The sequence below is a fragment of the Nonlabens agnitus genome, assembly GCF_002994045.1.
GTDB classification, from domain to species: Bacteria; Bacteroidota; Bacteroidia; order Flavobacteriales; family Flavobacteriaceae; genus Nonlabens; species Nonlabens agnitus.
The window spans coordinates 237,718-261,124 of record NZ_MQUC01000003.1 but is presented as its reverse complement, the minus strand read 5'-3'; the positions used below and the strand labels follow the sequence as shown (position 1 = coordinate 261,124).

Genomic DNA, 23,407 nt, shown 5'->3' with positions numbered 1-23,407 from the left:
CTTATCCTTTTTATGAAGCTATTTACGAAATGGAAATTCAGCATTGGGATCCTCTTGCTGCCAATTTTATCAGTGTATGCACAGGATTGCGATTGTGCGGAATCCTTGGAAAAAACAATCAACACCTACGAGGCAGACTATTCCCTCTTTCAATATAAAGTCACAGATCAAAACAGAGCTCTATACGTCGCCCATACAAATGTTATGCGAGAAAAGGCCCAGAAGACGGTAAGCTTGACAGACTGTAAGCTAATTTTAGAGCAGTGGCTAGACTTTTTTAGAGACGGCCACAACTACGTGAGTATTTCGGCTCCTGTCGAGCTTAACAACGAAGAATTTCCTATTTCGTTAACGCAATTCAAATCTGATTATGTTCAAAGCAAGTACGACTTAAATCCGCTACTGGGTATTTGGCAAAGTAGAGGCTATACAGTAGCCATCGTCCCGAGTCCTAATAGCATTGAAAAAGCCAAACAATTTGTGGGAGTCGTGTTAGAAAGTAATAAAGATTCTTGGAATAAAAATGATCTTAAGTTCAAACTAACTCATGATTTTGGGAGTACGTATAGTGCAGAACTTATGATGAGCGACCATTCGCCTAAATCCACCAAAGCCTTACAAATTAGCAAAGGACGATTGATGTTTGAGGGTGCAAAGGACGAATGGAATAAGGTTTGGCCAGAAAGTGACCTAGAGCAAACACCATCTGAAGTCACTCTTAAATTCAACGAGTTTCATTTTACCGAAGTGGATGGCATCCCTTATCTACGATTTCCTGATTTCTATTCTGTAGATGACAAACATGTCGATAGCATCATGCGTGCGAACCATAACAAGCTGGTAGCTGCAGATTTCATCATTGTGGATGTAAGAGATAATGGTGGCGGCAATGATTCTACCTACTATCCTATTCTACCCTACATTTTGAGTGGTCCCATTCAAATCCCTAATTCAGGACTATGGATGAGTGAAGGCAATATTCAGCAATTTTTTGATTCCAGCGATTTGAAAGGAAAGCCCATAGCAGACTTTACTGATGAAGAACGAGAACTGTACAACCATATCATGTCTTTGAAAGGTACCGCTTTCTTCCAAGAAAACGAATATGCCTATACCTACAAGCCAGACACCTTATACGCCAATCCTAAAAAAGTAATCCTATTAAGTGCGGGAGCAGGTAGCTCTGGAGAAACTTTTGTTTACAGGGCTAATCAAAGTGATAAAGTTGTCGTCTATGGTCAAAATACGGGTGGCGTTGTAGATGGATTCAACGGTTTGTCTACAGATATTGGTTGCTTTAAACTGACCTACCCATCTTCTTTTCGCTCTAGAGACGTGCAAGAAAACCCTATCGACCCTTATGGTATCGCACCAGACGTATATGTGGATCCAGAAATAGATGTACTGTCCTATGCGATAGAACACATGAGACAACTTATCAAAAATGAAAGGACAGATTAATTTTTTTGAGTTCGCTTTCGCGAAAGCGAACTAACTCCATCCTTCCTGCGTTCATCAACGATAGGAATTAGATCCATACATCTAGGGCACCTATGGAATCCTGGATCCAAATTGGGAGTCATTCCTCTTTTACCGTTATTTGTAGGCTTTAACATTTCCCCATGATTGCCATACGATACTGTTTCCTCTTAGTTTTCATCCTTTCAAGCGGCCTTACCCAGGCCCAAGAATTACTGGCCGAAAGTTATTTCAAACCTTCCCGATTGAATAGTGAGGTTGTCACGGTGATCGACAACGATTCCATGATCAATCTCTTTTCGTTCAATAACAAAAGGATTCACCGTTTAAAATATAACGCAGATTTCAGACTGATCTCCAGTACGGATTATGACGCACCTCGATCAAGATATGGTGAGTTGGCAGGCTATGCGGTACAGGAAGATGGCACCATCCAATTGTATTATAGCAATTCCCGCGGGAATAAGTTCAGTTTGAATGCCATCAAAGAAGGGCAAGGACAAATAACGGTAGATGAATTTGATTTTAAGTTTGATGAGGATATTCAATTGGAACCCTTTACCCACCAGAATCGGTTTTATATACTCGCCATCAATAGGGATTCCACACTCAAGTTATTTGAGTTTGATGGTGCCAGCTACACAGTTGAGCAGTATCCGCAGTCTTCCATGTCCTTTGATCTTACTTCAAACGGCAAAGCAGGAGAACTCTTTGATTTCTTCGTGACCGGCAACGCTTTCAAGAGAACTGAGGGCGACTTGCAATGGATGGATACGGAAAGTCCCAATTCCATTGAATCCGTATCTGTTCTCAACAAGCTGTACACTATTGGCGACCGACTTTACATCACCTTAGATAAGGCAGATGAAAATACCTATGTGATTGAAATTTCCCTATTAGATAAAACCATCAAGACAACAACCTTTCCACAACCAGCTGCCGAATTTGATCGTGCGACCGTCAAGTCCAACTCGTACCTGTACGATGGTAAACTCTTCCAGAATATAGTTTCCAGGGATAAATTGATCACCACGGTAACAGATTATGAAACAAAAAACCAGATCAAACGCCTGGACATTGCCCGCGATGATGAATTGACCATCGCAAACTCATCCATCATCCAGGAAGGTGGTACCTATGATGACTACCGCGAACTGGAAAAGACCAGCAAGCTGCTCAGGAAAATGACATCAGCCACACCTGGTATTTCGGTTTACAAAATGAATGGTGATTATGAGTTAACCATAGGTGGCTCTAAAGAAGTTAGCGCAGCGCCCATGGTGGGATTTGGTTTTGGTGGTGGTGCAACGATTCCCATAGGTGGTGGCAACAGCGGCATTGGACTGACATTTATTAGCCTAAGCCCTACTTGGCACGCCTATAATGCTTATACCAATACAAAATCGACATACTTCATAAGTATGTTTGACCAACAAATGAACCATCTGGATGGCGAGGTAAGAGAGAATGTTTTTGACAAGATCAACACCTATGTAGAAGATAAAAATCCAATGATTGAGACCGTTTTTAGGTATAAAGACCGCTTCATTTATGCCTACTTTGATAAACGACAAAAGAAACACATACTGGTAGGGTTTAGGGATTAAACCCCATCTAAAAGATCTTGAAGCAATGAGAACACCTCTTTTTGTTTAAGGATTGATTGTTGTATAAGGGTAATAAGTAAACATTTAGAAATCCTTAACAATCTTTCCATCAGACTAAGGAAATTTACAGTTTTGATTATCAGCAGGTTCCTTCTTGAATAGGCTTTTCACAGAATTCCTAATTTTAAAGAAGAACCAGCGCTACCGTCAGGAATGAAAATGTACTACTCCATTTGCTATTTGAGCAAGTCGTCAGAAGATCTGACTAAGGATGATATTAAAAACTTGTTTGCCTACTCTGCAGAACAGAATAATGAGTGTAACGTTTCAGGAATTCTTTTGCACGCTATAGGACGCTTTTTTCAAGTAATTGAAGGCAATGAGCGGTATCTCAAGGATCTCTATCTAAAAATCAAGAAAGATCATAGACATAGTGAGATCATAGAACTTTTTAATGGCCCAACCGCGCATCCTATTTTTTTGAGATATAACTCTAAATTCAACATCGTAAAGTCAAACGATGACCTCTCTAGAATTGATCAATACATAAATGAAAACCGCCTTCATCCTTCAAGCGATACCTTGAAGCGTATACTAGAACCCTTTGTGCTCATGGGAATGGAATAGCCGAGCAGTTAATTTTCTAATTCTTTGGCTGGACGGTCACTTTTAAATAAGCAAACAGGATCACATGCGGTATGGTGGTCATCGCTCCTAGCAAAACGATAGTGGTCAAAGATAGTAAGGCGATTCCTATAAAATAATAAAGGATAAACAGTCCCAATATACTGGTCAGGTAAAAAGGCATGGCGTGCTTACTATAGGCTATAAACCCTTTCCAACCAGAAAGTCCCAAAATCTTGATCTGGGAAAATATGGATGGTATGCTATGCCATAAAACAAAGTAAAAAGCAAAAGCACTGAACAAATCCAACTGCTGAAAAACGAAGTACAACAGCACTAAACTTAATTCCAGAAATAAGAACTGTAACAAGTTTACCTTTCCTAAAAATAGATGCGCCAGCCCCAACACCACTTGCACCACTACGATGGGAATCATAAAAAAAGTACTCCAAGTCAATACGCCAGGCGCATAATTACTGGCTTCCAGGAATTGCTCTAACGTAGATAAATGCGTCAAAAACAATAGAGAAAAAACGGATAACCCATAAAAGAAACACCAGAAGATAAAGGCAACATTTTTTTGCTCCTTCCACCAGGAGAAGTGCTCTTCTCCAAAATGAAATGCAGATAACAAGACAAACAAATTGATACCCAGCACTGGTTCCAGGTAAACGACCACACCTATCACACAGGCAAAAAGCACATAGAAAACGATGAACAATAGAGCAGAAACGTTCTGCTGCGTGGCGCGTCTATAAATCAACAAATCATTAGCGCCGTGCAAGATTCCTAAGGTAGCCATAGCAATAAAAGCCGCTCCTTGGGCTACTGGTGTGACGGTTTGCTGTGATGTCGTAAATAAAAGTAACAAGAACAGCAACGAGATTCCTGCGATGTACCTATAAACTTTGGAATAAGTCAAACGGATTAATTTTACTTCAATATACCATGATGTATGGAAACGCCGGCTTCATTTAAGGTAGAAATTGCCATTTTAATGGATTTAACCAGTATGGGATCGTGCTTCATGTAATTCCACATCTCCTCAAAACAAAAGGCAGCCAGAACTTCATTAGCCAGAAATGGGATATAAACAAAGTGTTCATTGTCTTTACTATAACAATTATATCCTTGGAGTTGCTCTCTTTTAATCAGTAATTGGGTAATGTAATTAATCGCACCCAACGAGGTTCCAGGGTCATTGATGGCTGGCGAGCTACCTTTAATCGCAACTTCTACTAAGTGTTTGATCTCTGTCTCATTAAGTTCCAATGGGACTCTGGAATCTACAGAAACTTGACGGCCAAAATTGTGGTTTTTGGCTTCAAAGGCCTTGGAGGTTCTGATCAATACCTCATCGTCGTAAATAAAGGTTCCAGGCAATCTAGTAATGTAAATATGGGCTTGGTTGTCCTTGGCAAAGTCGGCTAGATCTATAATGTCTGGCAATTGCACATAGCCACAATCCTTGGCCTTGACGCCTTCCCATGATTCCAGATTTTGCGGTGTGTCTTTATGATAGCCTAAGTGTTCCAAGTCCCGTAAATCCCTTTGATTGCGCAGGGATCGATCATAGCTTTTACGCAAGATATAATTGACATGTATGGATTGCGATACACTGTGTATAAAGTAAATGAACAGGAACACGCATAAAATGCTCATCATGACGCCTACAAAAGCTCCTAGTGGTGGGAATTCCTGAACGTTATCTCCACTGGCAGCAATAGACATGATCATGGAATAGATAATGGTTCCACTGGTAAAACCTAAGATCAATTGATGATGCCTTTCTGATAGAATCAGCGGTATCAAACGAGGTGAGTAATTACTGATACTGCGATTGAGTACATTCATCACCATGGTGTAACTAAAAATCGTAAGCGTGAAAATACCGCCTATGATAAAAGCAAAAATAAATTGCAGGTCACCCTTTTCAAGAATCACGATACCATCTAGAAAATCTGGTAAGTACTCATCATTAAATGGAAAACTGATTTGACCTATTGCCATTAGAGCAAAAAATAGCGCTATGCCGGTGGGCAATAGCGCTATACTATTATAGATCTTTCTAAAGATAGAAAGCAAACTAGGCGGCTTTGTGATCTACACCTATGCGACCTAGTGCTTGTTGAGCAGGTACATAACCAGCTGCTGCAGATTGGTTCACCGCAATGTAAGTGATCATGAGACCATAAATTACCTTACTGGAAATATCTGCTACGGTAAATAAGACTTGTCTTAATACGACACCATCAGCACTATTCATAAAGTAAGGTACTAGGTATGCGATAGGATATAAGGTCCATGCAAACATCATTAACCAGAACACTTTCATGATGGTAGAGTTGGTACCACCTAGCATACTTGCTTTTTGGGCACCAATCTTTTTACCAACAATAAAGTTCATGATAACGAAAAATACGGTACTCGCAGCACCCCAGTACATCAAAGCACTTAGATCACTTACCTCATACAATTGTCCTACATAACCAGTAATGATCATACCCCAAGCGGCAAGAATCAAATAAGTAGCTGTAGAGAAAAGTTCTTTTCCTTTAAGATTTAATACAATAAGTAATTGCACAAGAAGACATGGAATGGTGGCCATCCAGTTTACATAGCGATAACCGTTGGAGAATGTCAAATCCTGTAATTGGTAGGATCCATCCACATAAGCAAAAGAATCTGTCCACATGGCAGCCTGACTGTTAAGAATCAAACCAGCCGAAACCATAACAATACAAGATAATGCAGTTGCTATCCTATACTTGGGAGCCACAAATTGTGACACCACAAGAAAAAAGACTAGAGCGGCAAGGTGTGCACCTACACCCATGGTGAAGAGGTGGTCAATAAATTCAAATTGACCTACCGTGTAGTCAAAAAGGTTTTCAATATTGTTCATAAGAGTTGTTTAGATTGTGAAAGATAAAAGTAAACGAGTAGGAAAAAACCTAATGTGAATGAATTCGCAATTATGCTTTCATTAACTAAGGAAAATCAAATTCGTGAATCAGTTACTAAAACTACTAATCCAAAACGATCCAGAAAATCAAAATTTAAATGGAAAATGATATAGAGCGATATCAGACATACCCTTGTTATGACAAGGATTAAACGCCATAAGTTGATGTCACATAGCAATCTCTGTAGAACCTTTGAGAAATAATCCTATATTTAACAGGAAGAATGAAAAACCCATGAAAGTACTCTTTTTGACTCGGGAGTTTCCGCCGCATGTTTATGGCGGTGCTGGCGTCCATGTAGAATATCTTGCTCGAGAACTTGCCCAACTCATGCAGTTGGAAGTAAGGTGTTTTGGCGACCAGGACGTTGAGCAAAAGAATCTTAGTGTAGAAGGTTATGATTATGAGGATATCGCTTTCGCGAAAGCGGACTCACAATTAAAAGGACTGCTACAAACGCTCTCTACCGGTGTGCACATGAACATCAAACCAGTAGATGCAGATGTGACGCATTGCCATACCTGGTACAGCCATTTTGCTGGGATCATGGCCAAATTATCCTACGGCACGCCACTTGTCGTTACTACACATTCTTTAGAACCATTGAGACCTTGGAAAAGAGACCAATTGGGACGTGGCTATGATGCCTCGTCCTGGATAGAAAAGACGGCCATTGAAATGGCAGATGCCGTGATTGCGGTCTCCAAAGAAACCAAGGATGATGTCCTACGGTTTTTTGATGTTGACGAGCATAAAATTGAAGTCATCTACAACGGTATCGACCTACAGCAATATCAAAAAACCAGCAGTACCGGTGCTTTAGAAAAATACGGTGTCGATCCCAATAAGCCTTTTGTACTTTTTGTGGGACGCATCACTAAACAAAAAGGAATCATCCATCTGGTCAATGCGATACAATATATTGATCCAGATACTCAAGTAGTCCTGTGTGCAGGCGCACCAGACACTAAGGAAATCGCTGCAGAAATGGAGCAGGCCGTCGCCGCCGTTAAAAAGGATCGTGATAATGTGATCTGGATTGACGAGATGCTGGACAAACCGTCCATCATTCAGTTTTACTCTCATGCGACTGTGTTTTGCTGTCCTTCTATTTATGAGCCTTTTGGTATTATCAACATAGAAGCCATGGCTTGTCACACACCAGTGGTGGCCAGCGCTGTAGGTGGCATTAAAGAAGTGGTCATACATGAAAAAACAGGACTACTCATTCCTGTAAAGCAACAGCAAGAAGCACCATTTGAACCTTTGGATCCCGATCGGTTCGCTCAAGACTTGGCAGCAGGCATCAACAAAGTGGTCGCAGATCCAGAATTGCAAAAACAAATGGCCAGTGCAGGACGACAACGTGTGGAAGAACACTTTGACTGGAAAGCTATTGCACAACAAACAGCAGACTTATATTCATCACTTATAGCTTAGACACATGATCAATAACGAGGTAATTTCCATCATTTTGGGCGGCGGCCAGGGAACAAGATTATATCCATTAACTGCATCCAGATCAAAACCAGCGGTTCCTATTGCTGGAAAATACCGCCTTGTAGATATTCCTATCTCTAATTGTATCAATAGCGACATCAAAAGAATGTATGTGCTGACGCAGTTTAATAGTGCGTCACTTAATAGGCACATCAAGAATACCTTCCACTTCAGCTTCTTTAGCAGTGCCTTTGTGGATGTACTCGCCGCAGAACAGACTCCAGGGAACTCTGACTGGTTTCAGGGAACAGCAGATGCCGTGAGACAAAGCATGCACCACTTTACACGTCACGATTTCGATTACTTCCTCATCCTTTCAGGTGATCAATTGTACCAGATGGACTATAGCGAAATGATCCAAGCGCATAAAGACAGTAAGGCAGATATCACTCTTGCCACGATACCGGTAAACGTAAAGGACGCGCCTAGTTTTGGAATCCTTAAATCCAATGAAGAAAATCAGATCACTTCATTTATAGAAAAACCCAAAACTGAATTACTTAAGGATTGGTCCAGCGAGGTAAGTGAAGACATGCAAAAAGAAGGTCGTCATTATCTAGCGAGCATGGGAATCTACATTTTCAATAGGGACCTTCTCATCAAATTAATGGAAGAAGAAGGAACAGTAGATTTTGGTAAAGAGATCATACCGCAAAATATTGATAAGCTCAAAATACAGAGTTACCAATTTGAAGGCTACTGGACAGACATAGGTAATGTGGATTCATTCTTTGAGGCCAACCTTGAGCTTACGGATAATATTCCTGCATTCAACTTGTTTGACAAGAACTTTCCTATCTATACAAGACCTAGGATGCTACCTACTTCAAAAATCTCTGGCACTGCCATGGATCGCACGGTTATAGGAGATGGTTGTATCATCGCAGCCTCAAAAATCGAGCGATCTGTCATAGGAATTCGATCACGCATAGGTAAGGAAACCACCGTCATCAATACCTACATGATGGGTTCTGATTATTACGAATCCCTAGAAGAAATAGAGCGTAATAAGATTGCAATCCTACTGGGAATAGGCGAACGATGCTTTATTAAGAATGCCATTGTAGATAAAAACTGCCGTATAGGCGACGATGTAAGAATCAATGGTGGCCCGCATCTTGAAGATCAAGAAACTGAAATGTATGTGGTTAAATCTGGAATTGTTGTGCTTAAAAAAGGTGCCGTGATTCCTTCAGGATTTACGTTGTAGTACCGATAATTTAAGAAGTGGTTGATCCGTAAGGAAAATTCTTTCTAGGTTAACCAATTCATACCTAGAAAAGGCTCCAGTTCTTCAGCCGATGTATTAAAGGCACCGTAGCGTTTTTGGCGTTTGAAAAACATTTTTAATGATGCCAGTTCAAAGCTTGAGGTAATCAGATTGAACTTGGAATTATACTCCTTAAATATGGGTGATCTCAATTCAGTATGAAATATCTCATAAATATTGGAGTGCCTGGAATCTGCGCATATTTTATCATAGAGTTCTTGGATCTGTTTTTGCGTACCTTCCAGGACTTGCAGGAAATTACCATCCTTAAAAAGTAACATGCCTTTAATACCAAAAAGATTGTTCCTTCGTTCAGATGAGAGCATCATCTCATGAATCTCATAATCCGTAAGCGCCTCGCTGGCGCGGCTGATATAGGCAATACTATACATGAGTCATTTCTTTCACCAAAACATTCAATAAATTACGTTATTACCATAAATAAAACTGAAAACCTCTAGTTTTTCATTTGAGATACTCATCAAAGAAGCAGTTGATTTTTCAGCAAGCTGTGGAAGCATTAAATTATTTTTAAATTTTATCCAGGTAATTCATACTCTGGGTTCGCATGGAGTACAAGTTTCCAATTCATACAAACACCCAAAGATATTTTAAATATTAGGCATTGGTCTGATGATTTGTTAATAAAAGTTCCAAACAGTCTCAAGGTGTTAAAATATTAGGTAATATCTATAAATAAACTTTAAAGAATTTAAAAGACGGCATCATCATAGGCTCTTACCTATTAATTTTAAGATTCAACTTAAAAAACTTAACACATGCAACAATTAGGAGACGCTAATTTTGAGAATTACATAGGTGCTACAGAAGGCTTTTCTGAAATGGCTTACCAAATGACTTCTCACGTATTGACCTTAGGCTATGCTGTGATGCTCGCAGGCCTACTTTACTTCATTTTAACCATCAAAAACGTAGACAAAAAATTCAGAATGTCCAACATTCTATCTGCCGTGGTGATGGTTTCTGCTTTTTTGCTGTTATATGCACAAGCAGGTAACTGGACCAGCAGCTTTACTTTTGACATAGAACGAGGCAAGTATTTCCTAGATCCAGAAGGAGACTTATTCAACAATGGTTATAGATACCTTAACTGGTTAATCGATGTACCTATGCTATTGTTTCAGATCCTTTTTGTTGTAACTCTGACCAAATCCAAATTAAGTTCTGTTCGTAATCAATTCTGGTTCTCTGGAGCCATGATGATTATTACGGGATACATAGGTCAATTCTATGAAGTTTCTGATCTGCCACTATTCTTTATTTGGGGTGCAGTCTCTACCGCATTTTTCTTCCACATCTTATGGTTGATGCATAAAGTAATTAAAGAAGGAAAGTCTGGATTACCACAAAAAGCCCAAAATATCTTGAGCAACATCTGGGTATTATTCCTGATTTCTTGGTTCCTATATCCAGGCGCCTATTTGATGCCTTATCTGGGTGGTCTAGACGGTTTCTTGTATAATGAATCTGGAGTCGTAGGACGACAAATTACATATACCATTGCAGATGTAGCCTCAAAAGTTATTTATGGTGTGTTATTAGGTAATCTAGCCATGACTTTGAGCAAAAAGAACCAAAACGTCGAAAAGACAAACTAAATAATACAGTTAGTCACTCAAAAATCCAGCAACTCTAAAGTTGCTGGATTTTTTTTATGGATGATAGTTTCGCTTTCGCGCATGCCTGTCGGACAGGCAGGAAAGCGAACTCTTTAAAAAGCCTGTTATCTAAAATGTTCTAGGACCTCATCTACCAAAGTACGTGAGATACGAAAACAGGTATCCTGTAAATAAACGGTTGTCTTATCCACCTTGACCACGGCACGTCTACATACCGCGACACTGCGATTGATCCTGATGAGTTCATTGTCAGGAAATTGATCCTGAAATGCCTGCAGTGAGATGCGCAGCACGTCAGATCCTTGATCGTGAAAGACTTCTGTATAGACATGATCTGCCTGTGCGTAATAGATGGCATCCAGATGATATTGGTGAATACCGTTTCCTACCTGTACCGTCACTTCATCATTGTGGTGATCCAGTCTCGCGAACAATAGGTCGATGTTTGTCGTAAGCGTCGCCGCTTGAACTGGTTTTGAAATATAACCAGCCGGCTGGGTCGATTTAAGCTCTGCAATTGTTTTGGGATCTGTATATGAAGTGATGTACATAAAAGGAATCCCATATTCTTCATTGATGAGTTTTGCCACATCTACACCACTTTTCTTACCTGATAATGACACGTCCAATAAGGCCAGATCAAAAACGTGTGTTTTCAACTGTCGTTCTGCCTGCTCATAGTCTATAGCGATTGCTGAGACCTGATAACCACCTTTAGATAAAATGCGTTCCAGATTACCGGCAATCATGAGTTCATCTTCTACAATCAAAATACGCTTCATTCCTACCGTCTTTTAATGTTAATGCTGTAATTGGAATCGATACGATTCATGGTCCCGCGCAGCTGTAAAACCATAGTTTTGATAATATAAAGTCCTAAGGTTTCCTTTTCTGGATTTAGTTCAAAGGCTTTACCATTATCCCTATAATCTAATCTAAGCTCATTTCCCATTTCCTTCAATACGATTTCTATCACTAGTTTTGAACCGATGGGGTCAGAATGCTTGATGGAGTTTGTAATCAATTCATTGATCAAAATCCCAAGCGGAACGGCCGTTTCCAGATTGACCTTGATGTCCTCGATTTTTCTTATCAGGTCGACTTTTCCATGATGTGTCATAACCTGTGCACTAGCAATGGTCTCAATGTAAGATGCAATGGGTATTTCCTTCTTACCAGTACCACTATTGGCACTTACAAATTGATCATGAAGAACTGCTATGGCATGTATGCGATTATTAAGACTCTCTAGATTAACAGTGGTTTCCTTTTGGCTGGATTGATCCAATTGAAAGGCAATCAAACTTTGAATAAAGGCTAGGTTATTTTTTACACGGTGATTGACTTCTTTAAGCAGAAACTCTTTTTCGGCAATGTTAGCGGTTAGTTCGTGATTGGTTTCTTTAATTTCTGTATTCTGATCTCTGATCTTTTTATTGCGTGAGGCCAGTGTAATAATGAGCAGCCCAAGGCATAGCAGGAAAAATGCACCTAAACCAAGTAAGACGACAAAATAGTTTTCCTTACGCGATGCTTCGGCGAGCTGTGTTTCCAGTTTTATGTTTTCTAGAATCGCTTTTTCCCGTTTCAGCTCAAATTCAATCTCCTTTACTTTGATATTACGGGCTCTTTGCAGAGCCGATAATGCTTCTTGGGCATACAGCTTGTGGTAATAAAGCGCTGTGTCCAGCTGATTCATGGCTTCGGCCACTTTAGATCTATGTTTATAGATTCTTGGGCGGTCTTTTTTTGCTTTCTCTCGATCGATGATCTGCAGTGAAGAGTCATTATAAATCATAGCCAGTTCATGCTGGCCTTCTTCATAATGGGTTCGTGACAAAAGATTGTACATGTTGACCTTACCTGGCTCATTGCTCGCATGTTTCCATAACCGTAATCCATTTTTGAAGAATGTTCTTTTAGCCTCAAAATCATCGGGCTCGGCATTCAAACCTAAAAGTAAATAACCAGTTGCACCAACATTTAAAAATCCATTTTGTAACCCGAACTTAACGGCCTTATCTGCCCACTCTATAGATTCTTGACGCCTGTCATTCACACGGTACCAAGAACTAAGTCGGTACAAATACCTACCGTATAAATCGCCTTTTGATAACTGTTCTTGTTCAAAAAGACGTTCAATACGATTAAGGTCTTTTTTGCTTTCTGGCATATTGCCAAGCAGCTCATGGAGCAAAGTTCTTTCCAGCAATACTTTTACCTCCAATTCTGGATCCACATCTAGAGGCTTTAGCAATTCTTCAGAAAGTAGCAGCGCCTCATCATACAGCTCTGACTCCACAAGTGCTTGTAATTTATAAACCTTGAGAATGTTGAGCTGCTCCTGAGTAAAATCTGACTGAAGCAATTCATTGATGGCCAATAAGGATTCTGCTCTTTCAAAGGATAATATCTTGCTCTGGATGCGAGCATCTATTTCTTCAAATGGAAAGTCTTCCAAGTGTCTCGCTGGTGCTTCCTGAGCAACACTTGTGGCTACCGATAAAATCAGAACTACTACAAGCGCCAACAATGCAGATGTATAGCGGTCTGCTTTAGGTTTTGAAGATAAATTTCCACGGTTACAACAAAACATAGGAAGTGTGAGAGGTACAATGATACTATTTAATTTATCATATAAACTTAACGCAATTACCATTCAGAACAAAAACCTAGGCGTTCAGAACATTTCTCACTGGCTTGTCCTTACTTCTCTTATCTTTAGGTATTGAAAAGAATAAAATCTTAGATAAAAAATTCATAAGAATTTAGGGTAGTAATTGTACATAGGGACCTTTTTAAGGGTGCAATTACAAATAAAAAATCCAGCTGTTCAAACAGCTGGATTTTACTTTTTATGTCAAGTTTATTTTACTTGATGTCTTCTAATTTTTTGACCGTATTCAAGGTACTTTCAATCATTCCTAATTGTTTCTCCAAGATTGGTTTTACTTCGGCCAATAAATCATTTTTTTCCAAAGCTTCTTTGTAATCATTTACACTAGCTTTTTCACCTCTTATACATTCTTCCAGAATAGCTTCTTCATTCTCTGAAGTGAAAGCGCTTTTAATATCCATCCAAGCTCTGTGTACAGCTCCTGCTGCAGATCCTTGAGTGGTTGGCTCTTCATTAAGTCTGTGCAATTCGTTATGAATCTCTGTCGCAAACTGGCTTCTCATTGCCGCGCGCTCTTGAAAGAAAGTTTTTAGTCTTGTAGAATCAGTGTCTTCAATAGCTTTCTTATATCCTTTTTCTGCATCATAACTCTTTTCCAAAATTTGATTCAACTGCGTTACAGTAGTATCGTGTACTTTTTGGTGAGCTGCTTCTCTCGTAGTTTCCATGGTTTTTATTTTAAAGTTATATTATAACTCTAGAAATTAATTACAATTAAAAGTCAATTCACATGTTTTTAACCATATGACTAATATTATACCTATTGGAATATTTCCAATATATAAATAGGAATATTTCCATAATACATCTTATTTTTGGAGGATGGATTTCAACAATCAAGTGTATGCAGTAGTCGATGTAGAGACTACTGGAAAAGGTTTAGGCGGTAACAGGATCACTGAAATCTGTATCGTGAGAATGAAGGAAGGTGAAATACTGGATAAATTCACGAGCCTGGTAAATCCGCAGCAGCCTATTCCTGGATTTATTACCCAACTAACCGGTATTGATGATCACATGGTGGCAGATGCGCCTTTGTTTTCAGAAATCGCAGTTGATGTGCTTCGGTTTTTTGAAGATGCCATATTTGTTGCCCACAATGTTGGGTTTGACTACAACGTGATACGCAATGAATTCAGGAGGTTGGATGTTGATTTTAGCAGTAAAAGATTATGTACTGTTCGGCTTTCGCGAAAGCTGCTTCCCAACAAATCATCCTACAGTCTAGGAAGATTGTGTCACTCTTTAAGCATCCCGCTAGACAATCGTCACCGCGCAGAAGGCGATACAGATGCCACCGTCATCCTGTTCCAACGATTGTTGTCGCTGGATGATGATCATGAAGTTATCACTGAATTTCTCAAAGTAAAGAGCAAGGAAAGCACCTTGCCACCACATGTACCCAAAGCTCATTTTGATCAGCTGCCGTCCACTCCTGGTATTTATCTTTTTAAAGATCAATCCCATAAAGTCATTTATGTAGGCAAGGCCATCAATATCAAAAAACGCGTGCTATCGCATTTCTATACCAAGAAGAGCAAATCCTATCTCATGGGACAAGAAATGCATCACATTGATTTTGAAGAAACAGGAAATGAGGCCGTGGCCCTTTTGCGAGAAGCAGATTTGATACGCCATCATTACCCTAAATTCAATAGCGCACAGAAAAAACCACGCAACACTTATCAAATTATCTCATACAAAAATCAGCGAGGTGTGATCCAATTAGCCGTTGCGGTTTCAAAATCCTTTGACTATTCTGTCATTACTTTCTACAATCGTGCTCAAGCGGTAGAAAAATTAGAATGGATGTGTGAGGAGTTTCATCTTTGCCCGCGTTATTGCTCGCTGCAACTCACGACCGGTCGCTGTACACATTATAAATTACGCAATTGTGAAGGCATCTGTACCCATGAGGAAGAAGTGGATTATTATAATGAAAAAGTCCTAAAAGCCATTGACGCCTTGCAAAATGACAAGCCAACTTTTATCATCAAAGAAAAAGGACGCCATCCCGAAGAAAATTGTGTGGTGTTAATTAAAGACGGACGCTATCAAGGTTATGGATTTGTGGATCATGATATTCCAGTTTCTACTATTGATGAGTGCGAGTCCTACATTAAACGTAAAACGCCCAATTATCACACCCATCAAATTATCAATACGTATTTAAGAAAAAACGAAATGCGTAATGTGGTTGTGCTGGATCAAATGACGGCTTAAGTCTTCTGCTTCTTTTTACGAGCTGCTGGAAATAAGACATTGTTGAGAATCAATCGGTAACCAGGTGAATTGGGATGCAAACTCAATTCTGTTTTTGGGTCACCTACCCTATGCTGGTAATCTTCTGGATCGTGGCCGCCATAGAACGTGAAAAAACCTTTTCCCCTAATGCCATGAATGTATCGTGCCTCTTTATTGGTCTTGTTTTCTCCTAGCACCAATACATTTTTCTTGACCTCATCCCTATCATAACTGGTCGTTTGACCCATAAATCCTTTGACCAGACTAGTATGGTTTTGATTCAACATGGTAGGAATAGGATCCCATTTTGCGCTAAAATCCATCAAAGAAAAGTAATCGCGCTCTTTTTCAATCCTGCGTTTACTCGTCATATCAATGCTGCTAAACTCATAAACCATGGGCGAACGCTCTAATTCAAAATCAGTGAACGCAAAAGTTTTGGTGTAATCAATCTTACTTTGATAATTAGCATCAGATGGGTCACCATCAAACATAGTCTCTGCTATATCGACGCCTTCTGCGGCAAGGGCAATGTCAAAACTATCAGTAGCGCTACACATGGCAAACATAAAACCGCCGCCTATCACATAGTCCCTAATTTTGAGAGCCACATCACGCTTTTCCTCGCTCACTTTGGAATAGCCTAATTCTGCAGCTAGCTTTTCAGCGTCTTGTTTTTCCTCGATGTACCAAGGTGCTGTCCTGTAATTGCGATAAAATTTTCCATATTGACCAGTAAAATCCTCATGGTGAAGGTGCAACCAGTCGTACAAGAGCAGCTCATCGGCTAGCACTTCTTTGTCGTAGATTTTTTCATAAGGAATCTCTGCATAAGTGAGAACCATAGTCACCGCATCGTCCCAAGGCGCTTTTCCCGTAGGCGTGTACACGGCAATTTTAGGAGCTTTTTCAAGCAACACTTCCTGCATGTTTTGTGATGGGCTGGCGATAAGCTCCAGCATAGAGGTAACCTCACCATCGCTCATGGGTTCATAAGAAACGCCACGAATGATCAGTTCCTTTTTGAATTCTTCCGTTTCTGGGATGAGAAAAGAGCCGCCACGGTAATTGAGTAACCACTTTACTTTAGTCCCTTTGGCGAGCAGCCAGTAGGAAATTCCGTAAGCTTTTAGATGGTCCGTTTGTGTTTCGGCATCCATAGGAATCAGCAAGTATTGCGCGCTAACGTTGGATAGCGCCAATAAAAATGCCATCAAACAGAACACGGAACGTAAGGATTTATTTCTCACTGCAAGTTGTTTTGAAGATCCACAAATGTATTTAGTTAGAGACTAAGGTTGAAGAAGAGTTCGCTTTCGCGAAAGCGAATTCCATATCCAGCACAAAGTACATATCAAAAGCTAAAGTGCAATTTTCCTGCCGACTTTTCTCTAGAACGCCAGGCCGTCGTCGTCGTCACTTTGTGGACCACCAAAGGCATCACCAGGCGAAGGAAAGTTAGGCGTATCTGGCCTAAAAGTATCATCATTTGCCTGATTCATTTTGCTACCAAACTCTTGTGGGATCGCCCATTGCTCTTCAAGGTTATCAAACTTACCAAATTGACCCAAGAACTTGAGCCTGATAGAGTCTGTCGCACCATTACGGTGTTTTGCCACTATGAATTCTGCCTGGTTTTTACATGGTGTCTGGTCGTCATCGTCCCATTCTTCCAGACCATAATATTCTGGTCTGTAGATAAAGGAAACGATATCTGCATCCTGCTCGATCGCTCCAGATTCACGCAGGTCAGAAAGTAACGGTCGCTTGCTACCGCCACGTGTCTCTACCGCACGTGATAATTGGGATAGTGCAATGACGGGTACCTCAAGTTCTTTGGCAAGTGCCTTAAGGTTACGGGAAATCGTTGATATTTCCTGCTCACGATTACCACCTTTTGCATTTGTCTGTGCAGTCATTAACTGCAGGTAATCGACCATAATGAGTTTGATACCATGCTGTGAAGCGAGACGTCTACATTTAGCACGCAGGTCAAATATGGAAAGTGATGGCGTGTCATCAATAAATATAGGTGCCTGTTCCAGATCCTTCACTTTTACATTGAGTTGTTCCCATTCATGGGGCTCAAGGTTACCGGTACGTAATTTTTCTGAGGACAGACCTGTTTCTGAAGATATCAAACGAGTGATCAACTGGACGCTACTCATCTCAAGAGAGAAGAACGCTACTGGGATGTTGCTACCTACTGCAATGTTACGTGCCATGGACAAGGTAAAAGCCGTTTTTCCCATACCAGGACGTGCCGCGATAATGACAAGGTCACTGGGCTGCCAGCCACTGGTCAATTTATCCAAATCATTAAAGCCAGTAGGTACACCACTTAGTCCATCACGTTTGGCAATTTCTTCTATACGCTGTTTTGCCTGACGTACCAGATCCATCGCTGTTTCTGTACTCTTGCGTATGTTTCCTTGCGCGACTTCATACAGTTTGGATTCTGCTTTATCTAATAGGTCAAAAACATCAGTGGATTCTTCATAGGAATCATTGATGATTTCTGTAGAAATCTTAATCAAACTGCGCTGGATGAATTTTTGCAATATGATCCTCGCGTGGAACTCTATGTGTGCCGTAGAACTCACCAATTGAGATAATTGAACCAGATAATGGTCACCACCTACAGACTCCAACTTCTCATCTCGACGCAGTTGGGCGCTAACGGTTAATAAATCTACTGGACTACCGCTTTTGAACAATTTATCAATGGCGTCAAATATGGATTGGTGCGCTTTATGGTAGAAAGCATCTGGAGTTAGTAGATCGATTACCTCATCAACACCTTTACCATCAATCATTAACGCACCTAACACAACCTTCTCAAGATCAATAGCTTGCGGTGGTATTTTTCCTTTCTCTAACGATATCACGGGACTGTTTCCCGTCACGATCGATACTCTTTCCTGTACTTTTTCCATAGGATCAAAAATAGAGGAAAGCCAACGATTTTTAAGATTTCCTTGTCTTCAGTTGGTTAACATTTTTAATGAAAAACTAGTTTATAACCTGTTGATAAGGACAAATAATTTTAGCACGTAGGCTAATCATCAAGCCTTGAGACTGTAAGAAAATTACACAAGAGTCTTACCGTGATTTTATAACTATTGAAATTCCATTTAAAAACAAAAAACCAGCCCTGAGGCTGGTTTTTTAATTTTACAATTTGAGAAATTATTTATCCTTTAAATACGCCCATATTGGCATATTTATCCATGCGTTGTTTCACTAATTCTTTAGGAGAAAGATCCTTTAATTCCTGATAATAGCTATCGATACATTTTGCCACGGACACAAAAATTTCTTCTCTGTTTTTGTGGGCGCCGCCTTCTGGTTCTTCAAGAATTTCATCTACCAGTTTAAGCTTTTTCATGTCTTTACCGGTAAGCTTGAGAGCCTCGGCAGCTTGCTCTTTGTATTCCCAACTTCTCCATAAGATGGAACTACAAGATTCTGGAGAGATAACGCTGTACCAAGTGTTTTCCAACATAACCACACGGTCACCTACTCCTATTCCTAAGGCTCCACCACTAGCTCCTTCTCCTATGATCATTACGATGATAGGCACTTTCAAGCGCGTCATTTCAAGGATGTTTCTAGCAATGGCTTCTCCTTGACCACGTTCTTCAGCTTCCAGACCTGGAAATGCTCCTGGAGTGTCGATCAATGTCACTACGGGAATGCCAAATTTCTCGGCACTTTTCATCAATCGTAACGCCTTGCGATAACCTTCTGGATTTGACATCCCAAAGTTGCGGTATTGACGTGTTTTTGTATTGAATCCCTTTTGCTGCCCGATGAACATATAAGTCTGATCACCTATTTTGCCCAGTCCACCTATCATGGCTTTATCATCCTTTACATTGCGGTCACCGTGCAGTTCCAGCCAGGTATCACCACAAATGCTCTTGATGTAATCCAGTGTGTAAGGACGGTCTGGATGACGGGACATTTGCACACGTTGCCACGGCGTTAAGTTGCTGTAAATCTCTTTACGTGTAGCTTTAAGTTTCTTCTCGAGTTGTTTGATTGTCTTAGTGACATCAACATCGTTTTCTGATCCTATCGCAAGGGTTTGCTGGTATTGCTCTTCCAGCTCTTTGATAGGCATTTCAAATTCTAGATATTCCATAGTTGGGTATTCCAGTTGGGGAGACAAATATAGGAAATCAAGACAGTGTTAGGTAACACCGCTTGTTCAATTTATATTAAAGTTAGTGGATGGTTCGCTTTCGCGAAAGCGAATTCACTTTCAAACATTTTCACAACCCTCAAGCGTGAATCTTCAATTCTTTCTTTTTGCGGCGGTTACGTCGATTTTTTAGGATGCCATTCGTTAGGATTACTGCCAGAATTACACCAGCGCCCGCGTAGAACTCTGGCGTCATTTGCTCTGCATCGCCTAGAATGAGAAAGGCAAGAAAAATTCCATACACAGGTTCTAGGTTGATGGTGAGCATGACGGTATAAGCACTCAAAAACTTCATGACCTTAACGCTGGCTATAAATGCGTACGCCGTACAGAAACTAGCTAATATGCCTATCCACAACCAGTCATAACTTGTCAAAACCAATGGCCCTACAAAGTCTGATGGAAAAACAAGAAAGTAAAAACTTATGAATCCAACACCGCTGGCCAATTCATAAATACTGATCAATGATGGCGGATGCTCTTTGGCCCATTTTACATTGATGATGGAAAAAGTGGCACTCAATACCGCGCTTATCAGTCCCAATATCATCCCAGTGACATACTGGGTTTCTACTTTAAAAATGTAATAGAGCGCCGCGATAATAATCACACCAAAGATGACTTCATACCCTACGAACTTTTTTGAGGTGAACAAAGGTTCCAGTATAGCAGTAAAAAAGGCTCCTGTACTTAACATGGCCAGCGTGACACTTACATTGCTTTCCTTGATAGCTCCAAAAAAGGTCACCCAATGCAGCGCAATGACAATTCCTGCGCCTACAAAACCCAGAATGCGTTTGCGCGGTAAAGCGTTGACACCTTTGAACTGTAACGGTATGCGCATGATTTTCATGTAGATAAAAATCAAAATGACCGCCAGCAACATGCGCCACCATACCAACGGGATACTTTCAATAGAAATGAGCGCTCCTAGAACGGCCGTGAATCCCCAAATGAAAACTATGAAATGAAGATGTAGGTAATTAAGTAATTTATCGTCTCGCATTTCTCAATAGGAATAATGCTACGATAGCAAAAAATATATTCGGCGTCCATACGGCAATCCATGGATTGAAGGTGCTCTTTTCCGCAATGGTCCCAAAAACCTTATCTAGAAACATGTATACCATGGCAATCACGATACCTATCGCAAGATTGGTTCCCATACCACCACGTTTTTTCACAGATGATACGGCTACGGCTATAATTGTAAAAATAAAGGCACTTACTGGTATGGAGATACGCTTGTATTTCTCGACATAATAAATGTTCATATTGGCATTACCGCGTTTTTCTTCAAGAGCGATAAATTCATTGAGATCTGTGTAGGATTTGGTTTCTGCGATAAACTTAGTTGGAGTGAGCTCGTCAATATCAAAATCAAAGATGGTATCCAATCGATTTTTCTCATGGATGATCTCGCGATCTTCAAGGATAATCCTCTTTTTATACTGGCTCAACACATAGACACTGTCCTGAAATGCGATCCTGTTTGCGTAGATTTTGTATTTGAGTTCATCATCCTCAAAATGTTCCAGCGTAAAGTCAAAACCTGTCTGGCGTGAAGGCTGATAATTGCTCACATAAACAAAATCATTATCGTTGATTTGTCTAAAAACATTTGTCGTTTCTGAGGCATCACCTTTTCTAAAATATTGTTGTTGGAATTCATTAAATCCTGAGGCTGCCTGAGGCACAAAAATAGCGCTGAGTAATAGCGCCAAACCGCAGATCAAGGTAGCTCCTATAATATATGGACGTAAAAACCTATTGAAGGAAACACCAGAACTCAAAAATGCTATAACCTCTGTATTGTTAGCCAACTTTGAGGTAAAAAACATAGTGGATATAAATAGGAAAATGGGAAACAGGAAATTCGTAAAATACATGGTGAAATCTCCCAGATATAGAATCACCTCAAGAAAAGGAACTTCATTAGAAATAATCTTTCCAATTTTTTCGGCGACATGGACTGTTACCATGATAGGCAGGAATAGCAATAACAACAGGAAGAAACTCCCTAGATATCTTTTTAATATGTATCTATCCAGTATGCTAAACACTACAGTCTATTATCCATTTGTTTTACCATTTGATCTTTCCAGGCTCTAAAATCTCCCGCAAGTATATGTTTGCGAGCCTCACGCATCAACCACAAATAGAAAGCCAGGTTATGAATCGTACATATTTGCCTACCTAACATTTCATTTACGGTAAATAGATGTCTAACATAAGCTTTGGAGTATTCTGTATCCACCCAAGCGTAAGCGCCATCATCCAATGGACTGAAATCCATTTCCCATTTTTTGTTCTTGATATTGATGCTTCCATTAGCTGTAAAAATCATGCCGTTTCTACCATTTCTGGTAGGCATCACACAATCAAACATATCGATTCCAAGGGCGACATTCTCGAGTAGGTTGATGGGTGTTCCTACACCCATAAGATAACGCGGTTTGTCCTTAGGAAGTATAGCGGTGACTACATCAGTCATGGCATACATTTCCTCTGCTGGTTCACCAACGGACAATCCACCTATGGCATTGGCATCCATATCACAATTGGCTACAAACTCGGCGCTTTGCTGTCTTAATTCTGGGTAAGTACTTCCTTGAATGATGGGAAACAATGTCTGGGTAAACCCATATTTATCTGGTGTGTTATTGAAATGCTCAATACACCTTTTCAACCATCGATGCGTCATGTGCATACTGCGACGTGCATAATTGAACTCGCATGGATAAGGAGTACACTCGTCAAAAGCCATGATAATGTCTGCACCTATGGAGCGCTGAATATCCATGGCACGCTCTGGAGTAAAAGTGTGATAGGAACCATCAATGTGGGATTTGAATTTCACACCTTCTTCCTTGATTTTTCTATTGGCACTCAAGGAATAAACCTGGTATCCTCCAGAATCAGTCAAGATAGGACGATCCCAATTCATGAACTGGTGCAGTCCACCAGCTTTTTCAAGAACCTCAGTTCCTGGTCTTAAATAGAGGTGATAGGTGTTAGCCAGAATAATATCTGGATTCACTTCTTCCTTCAATTCCCTTTGATGTACGCCTTTTACGGTACCAACTGTACCTACAGGCATAAATATAGGTGTCTCTATCGCACCGTGATCTGTATGCACCACACCTGCTCTAGCCTGGCTGTTTGCATCAGTTTGTAGTAAGTCAAATTTCAT

Annotated in this window: 21 protein-coding genes; 7 read left to right on the top strand and 14 right to left on the bottom strand. The window is 40.2% G+C overall.

Translation table 11 applies throughout. The features are described from left to right. Positions 1 to 12 precede the first annotated feature (12 nt). Entirely contained in the window at positions 13 to 1,461 is a 1,449-nt protein-coding gene (locus BST86_RS01380; protein ID WP_105981692.1) for a S41 family peptidase, read from the top strand. Here BST86_RS01380 and BST86_RS14835 read toward each other — a convergent pair. Further along, positions 1,458 to 1,616, bottom strand: coding sequence for a hypothetical protein (locus BST86_RS14835; RefSeq protein WP_172443290.1), 159 nt, complete (start codon positions 1,614 to 1,616; stop codon positions 1,458 to 1,460). The two genes, BST86_RS01380 and BST86_RS14835, sit on opposite strands and share 4 nt — an antisense overlap. 6 nt (positions 1,617 to 1,622) lie before the next feature. On the opposite strand from BST86_RS14835, the gene BST86_RS01375 reads away from it, so the two are divergent. Together BST86_RS01375 and BST86_RS01370 are read left to right on the top strand one after the other, a co-directional pair. After that, positions 1,623 to 3,086: a hypothetical protein gene (locus tag BST86_RS01375; RefSeq protein ID WP_105981691.1), complete on the top strand. Its 1,464-nt coding sequence runs from the start codon at positions 1,623 to 1,625 to the stop codon at positions 3,084 to 3,086. 213 nt (positions 3,087 to 3,299) lie between these two features. Next, positions 3,300 to 3,713: a BLUF domain-containing protein gene (locus BST86_RS01370; protein ID WP_082438563.1), complete on the top strand. Its 414-nt coding sequence runs from the start codon at positions 3,300 to 3,302 to the stop codon at positions 3,711 to 3,713. 16 nt (positions 3,714 to 3,729) lie between these two features. On the opposite strand, the gene BST86_RS01365 is transcribed toward BST86_RS01370, so the two are convergent. From BST86_RS01365 to BST86_RS01355, 3 genes are read right to left on the bottom strand one after another with little or no spacing between them, the layout of a single operon-like run. After that, on the bottom strand, positions 3,730 to 4,632 hold the full coding sequence (locus BST86_RS01365) for a Brp/Blh family beta-carotene 15,15'-dioxygenase (RefSeq protein WP_146126684.1): 903 nt from the start codon (positions 4,630 to 4,632) through the stop codon (positions 3,730 to 3,732). An 11-nt stretch (positions 4,633 to 4,643) separates the two neighbouring features. Beyond that, positions 4,644 to 5,753, bottom strand: a complete 1,110-nt coding sequence (locus BST86_RS01360; protein WP_262497930.1) for a DUF2254 domain-containing protein — start codon at positions 5,751 to 5,753, stop codon at positions 4,644 to 4,646. A gap of 43 nt (positions 5,754 to 5,796) precedes the next feature. Then, complete coding sequence (locus BST86_RS01355) at positions 5,797 to 6,615, bottom strand: bacteriorhodopsin (protein WP_105981688.1); 819 nt, start codon at positions 6,613 to 6,615, stop codon at positions 5,797 to 5,799. A gap of 295 nt (positions 6,616 to 6,910) precedes the next feature. On the opposite strand from BST86_RS01355, the gene glgA reads away from it, so the two are divergent. Beyond that, positions 6,911 to 8,116, top strand: coding sequence for a glycogen synthase (gene glgA, locus BST86_RS01350; RefSeq protein ID WP_105981687.1), 1,206 nt, complete (start codon positions 6,911 to 6,913; stop codon positions 8,114 to 8,116). A 4-nt stretch (positions 8,117 to 8,120) separates the two neighbouring features. Beyond that, on the top strand, positions 8,121 to 9,386 hold the full coding sequence (locus BST86_RS01345; protein WP_105981686.1) for a glucose-1-phosphate adenylyltransferase: 1,266 nt from the start codon (positions 8,121 to 8,123) through the stop codon (positions 9,384 to 9,386). Between the two features lie 44 nt (positions 9,387 to 9,430). On the opposite strand, the gene BST86_RS01340 is transcribed toward BST86_RS01345, so the two are convergent. After that, positions 9,431 to 9,838 (bottom strand): BLUF domain-containing protein, encoded by a 408-nt coding sequence (locus tag BST86_RS01340; RefSeq protein ID WP_105981685.1) that lies wholly within the window; start codon positions 9,836 to 9,838, stop codon positions 9,431 to 9,433. A 387-nt stretch (positions 9,839 to 10,225) separates the two neighbouring features. Here BST86_RS01340 and BST86_RS01335 point away from each other — a divergent pair, with 387 nt between their 5' ends. Continuing rightward, positions 10,226 to 11,065 carry a bacteriorhodopsin gene (locus BST86_RS01335; RefSeq protein WP_105981684.1) on the top strand — a complete coding sequence of 280 codons (840 nt, stop codon included), beginning with the start codon at positions 10,226 to 10,228 and terminating at the stop codon, positions 11,063 to 11,065. A gap of 125 nt (positions 11,066 to 11,190) precedes the next feature. On the opposite strand, the gene BST86_RS01330 is transcribed toward BST86_RS01335, so the two are convergent. The 3 genes from BST86_RS01330 to BST86_RS01320 form a co-directional block, all read right to left on the bottom strand. Further along, entirely contained in the window at positions 11,191 to 11,868 is a 678-nt protein-coding gene (locus tag BST86_RS01330) for a response regulator (protein WP_105981683.1), read from the bottom strand. 2 nt (positions 11,869 to 11,870) lie between these two features. Continuing rightward, positions 11,871 to 13,616, bottom strand: a complete 1,746-nt coding sequence (locus BST86_RS01325; RefSeq protein ID WP_172443288.1) for a sensor histidine kinase — start codon at positions 13,614 to 13,616, stop codon at positions 11,871 to 11,873. Positions 13,617 to 13,957: 341 nt separating this feature from the next. Then, positions 13,958 to 14,431, bottom strand: a complete 474-nt coding sequence (locus BST86_RS01320; protein ID WP_105981681.1) for a ferritin-like domain-containing protein — start codon at positions 14,429 to 14,431, stop codon at positions 13,958 to 13,960. 154 nt (positions 14,432 to 14,585) lie between these two features. Between BST86_RS01320 and BST86_RS01315 the strand changes: the two genes are divergently transcribed. After that, a complete protein-coding gene (locus BST86_RS01315; protein WP_105981680.1) occupies positions 14,586 to 15,986 on the top strand; it encodes an exonuclease domain-containing protein in 1,401 nt (466 codons plus the stop codon). Here BST86_RS01315 and BST86_RS01310 read toward each other — a convergent pair. The 6 genes from BST86_RS01310 to tgt all read right to left on the bottom strand — a co-directional run bounded on the left by BST86_RS01310 (position 15,983) and on the right by tgt (position 23,407). Further along, positions 15,983 to 17,221: an asparagine synthetase B gene (locus BST86_RS01310; protein WP_105981679.1), complete on the bottom strand. Its 1,239-nt coding sequence runs from the start codon at positions 17,219 to 17,221 to the stop codon at positions 15,983 to 15,985. The genes BST86_RS01315 and BST86_RS01310 overlap by 4 nt on opposite strands. A 177-nt stretch (positions 17,222 to 17,398) precedes the next feature. After that, entirely contained in the window at positions 17,399 to 18,943 is a 1,545-nt protein-coding gene (dnaB, locus tag BST86_RS01305; protein ID WP_105981678.1) for a replicative DNA helicase, read from the bottom strand. 257 nt (positions 18,944 to 19,200) lie between these two features. Beyond that, complete coding sequence (locus BST86_RS01300; RefSeq protein ID WP_105981677.1) at positions 19,201 to 20,154, bottom strand: acetyl-CoA carboxylase carboxyltransferase subunit alpha; 954 nt, start codon at positions 20,152 to 20,154, stop codon at positions 19,201 to 19,203. 139 nt (positions 20,155 to 20,293) lie between these two features. Next, entirely contained in the window at positions 20,294 to 21,220 is a 927-nt protein-coding gene (locus tag BST86_RS01295; RefSeq protein ID WP_105981676.1) for a DMT family transporter, read from the bottom strand. Then, complete coding sequence (locus BST86_RS01290; protein ID WP_105981675.1) at positions 21,207 to 22,277, bottom strand: LptF/LptG family permease; 1,071 nt, start codon at positions 22,275 to 22,277, stop codon at positions 21,207 to 21,209. Before BST86_RS01290 ends, BST86_RS01295 begins: the two co-directional genes overlap by 14 nt. Further along, positions 22,277 to 23,407, bottom strand: coding sequence for a tRNA guanosine(34) transglycosylase Tgt (tgt, locus tag BST86_RS01285; protein WP_055413696.1), 1,131 nt, complete (start codon positions 23,405 to 23,407; stop codon positions 22,277 to 22,279). The genes BST86_RS01290 and tgt overlap by 1 nt, the downstream gene beginning before the upstream one ends.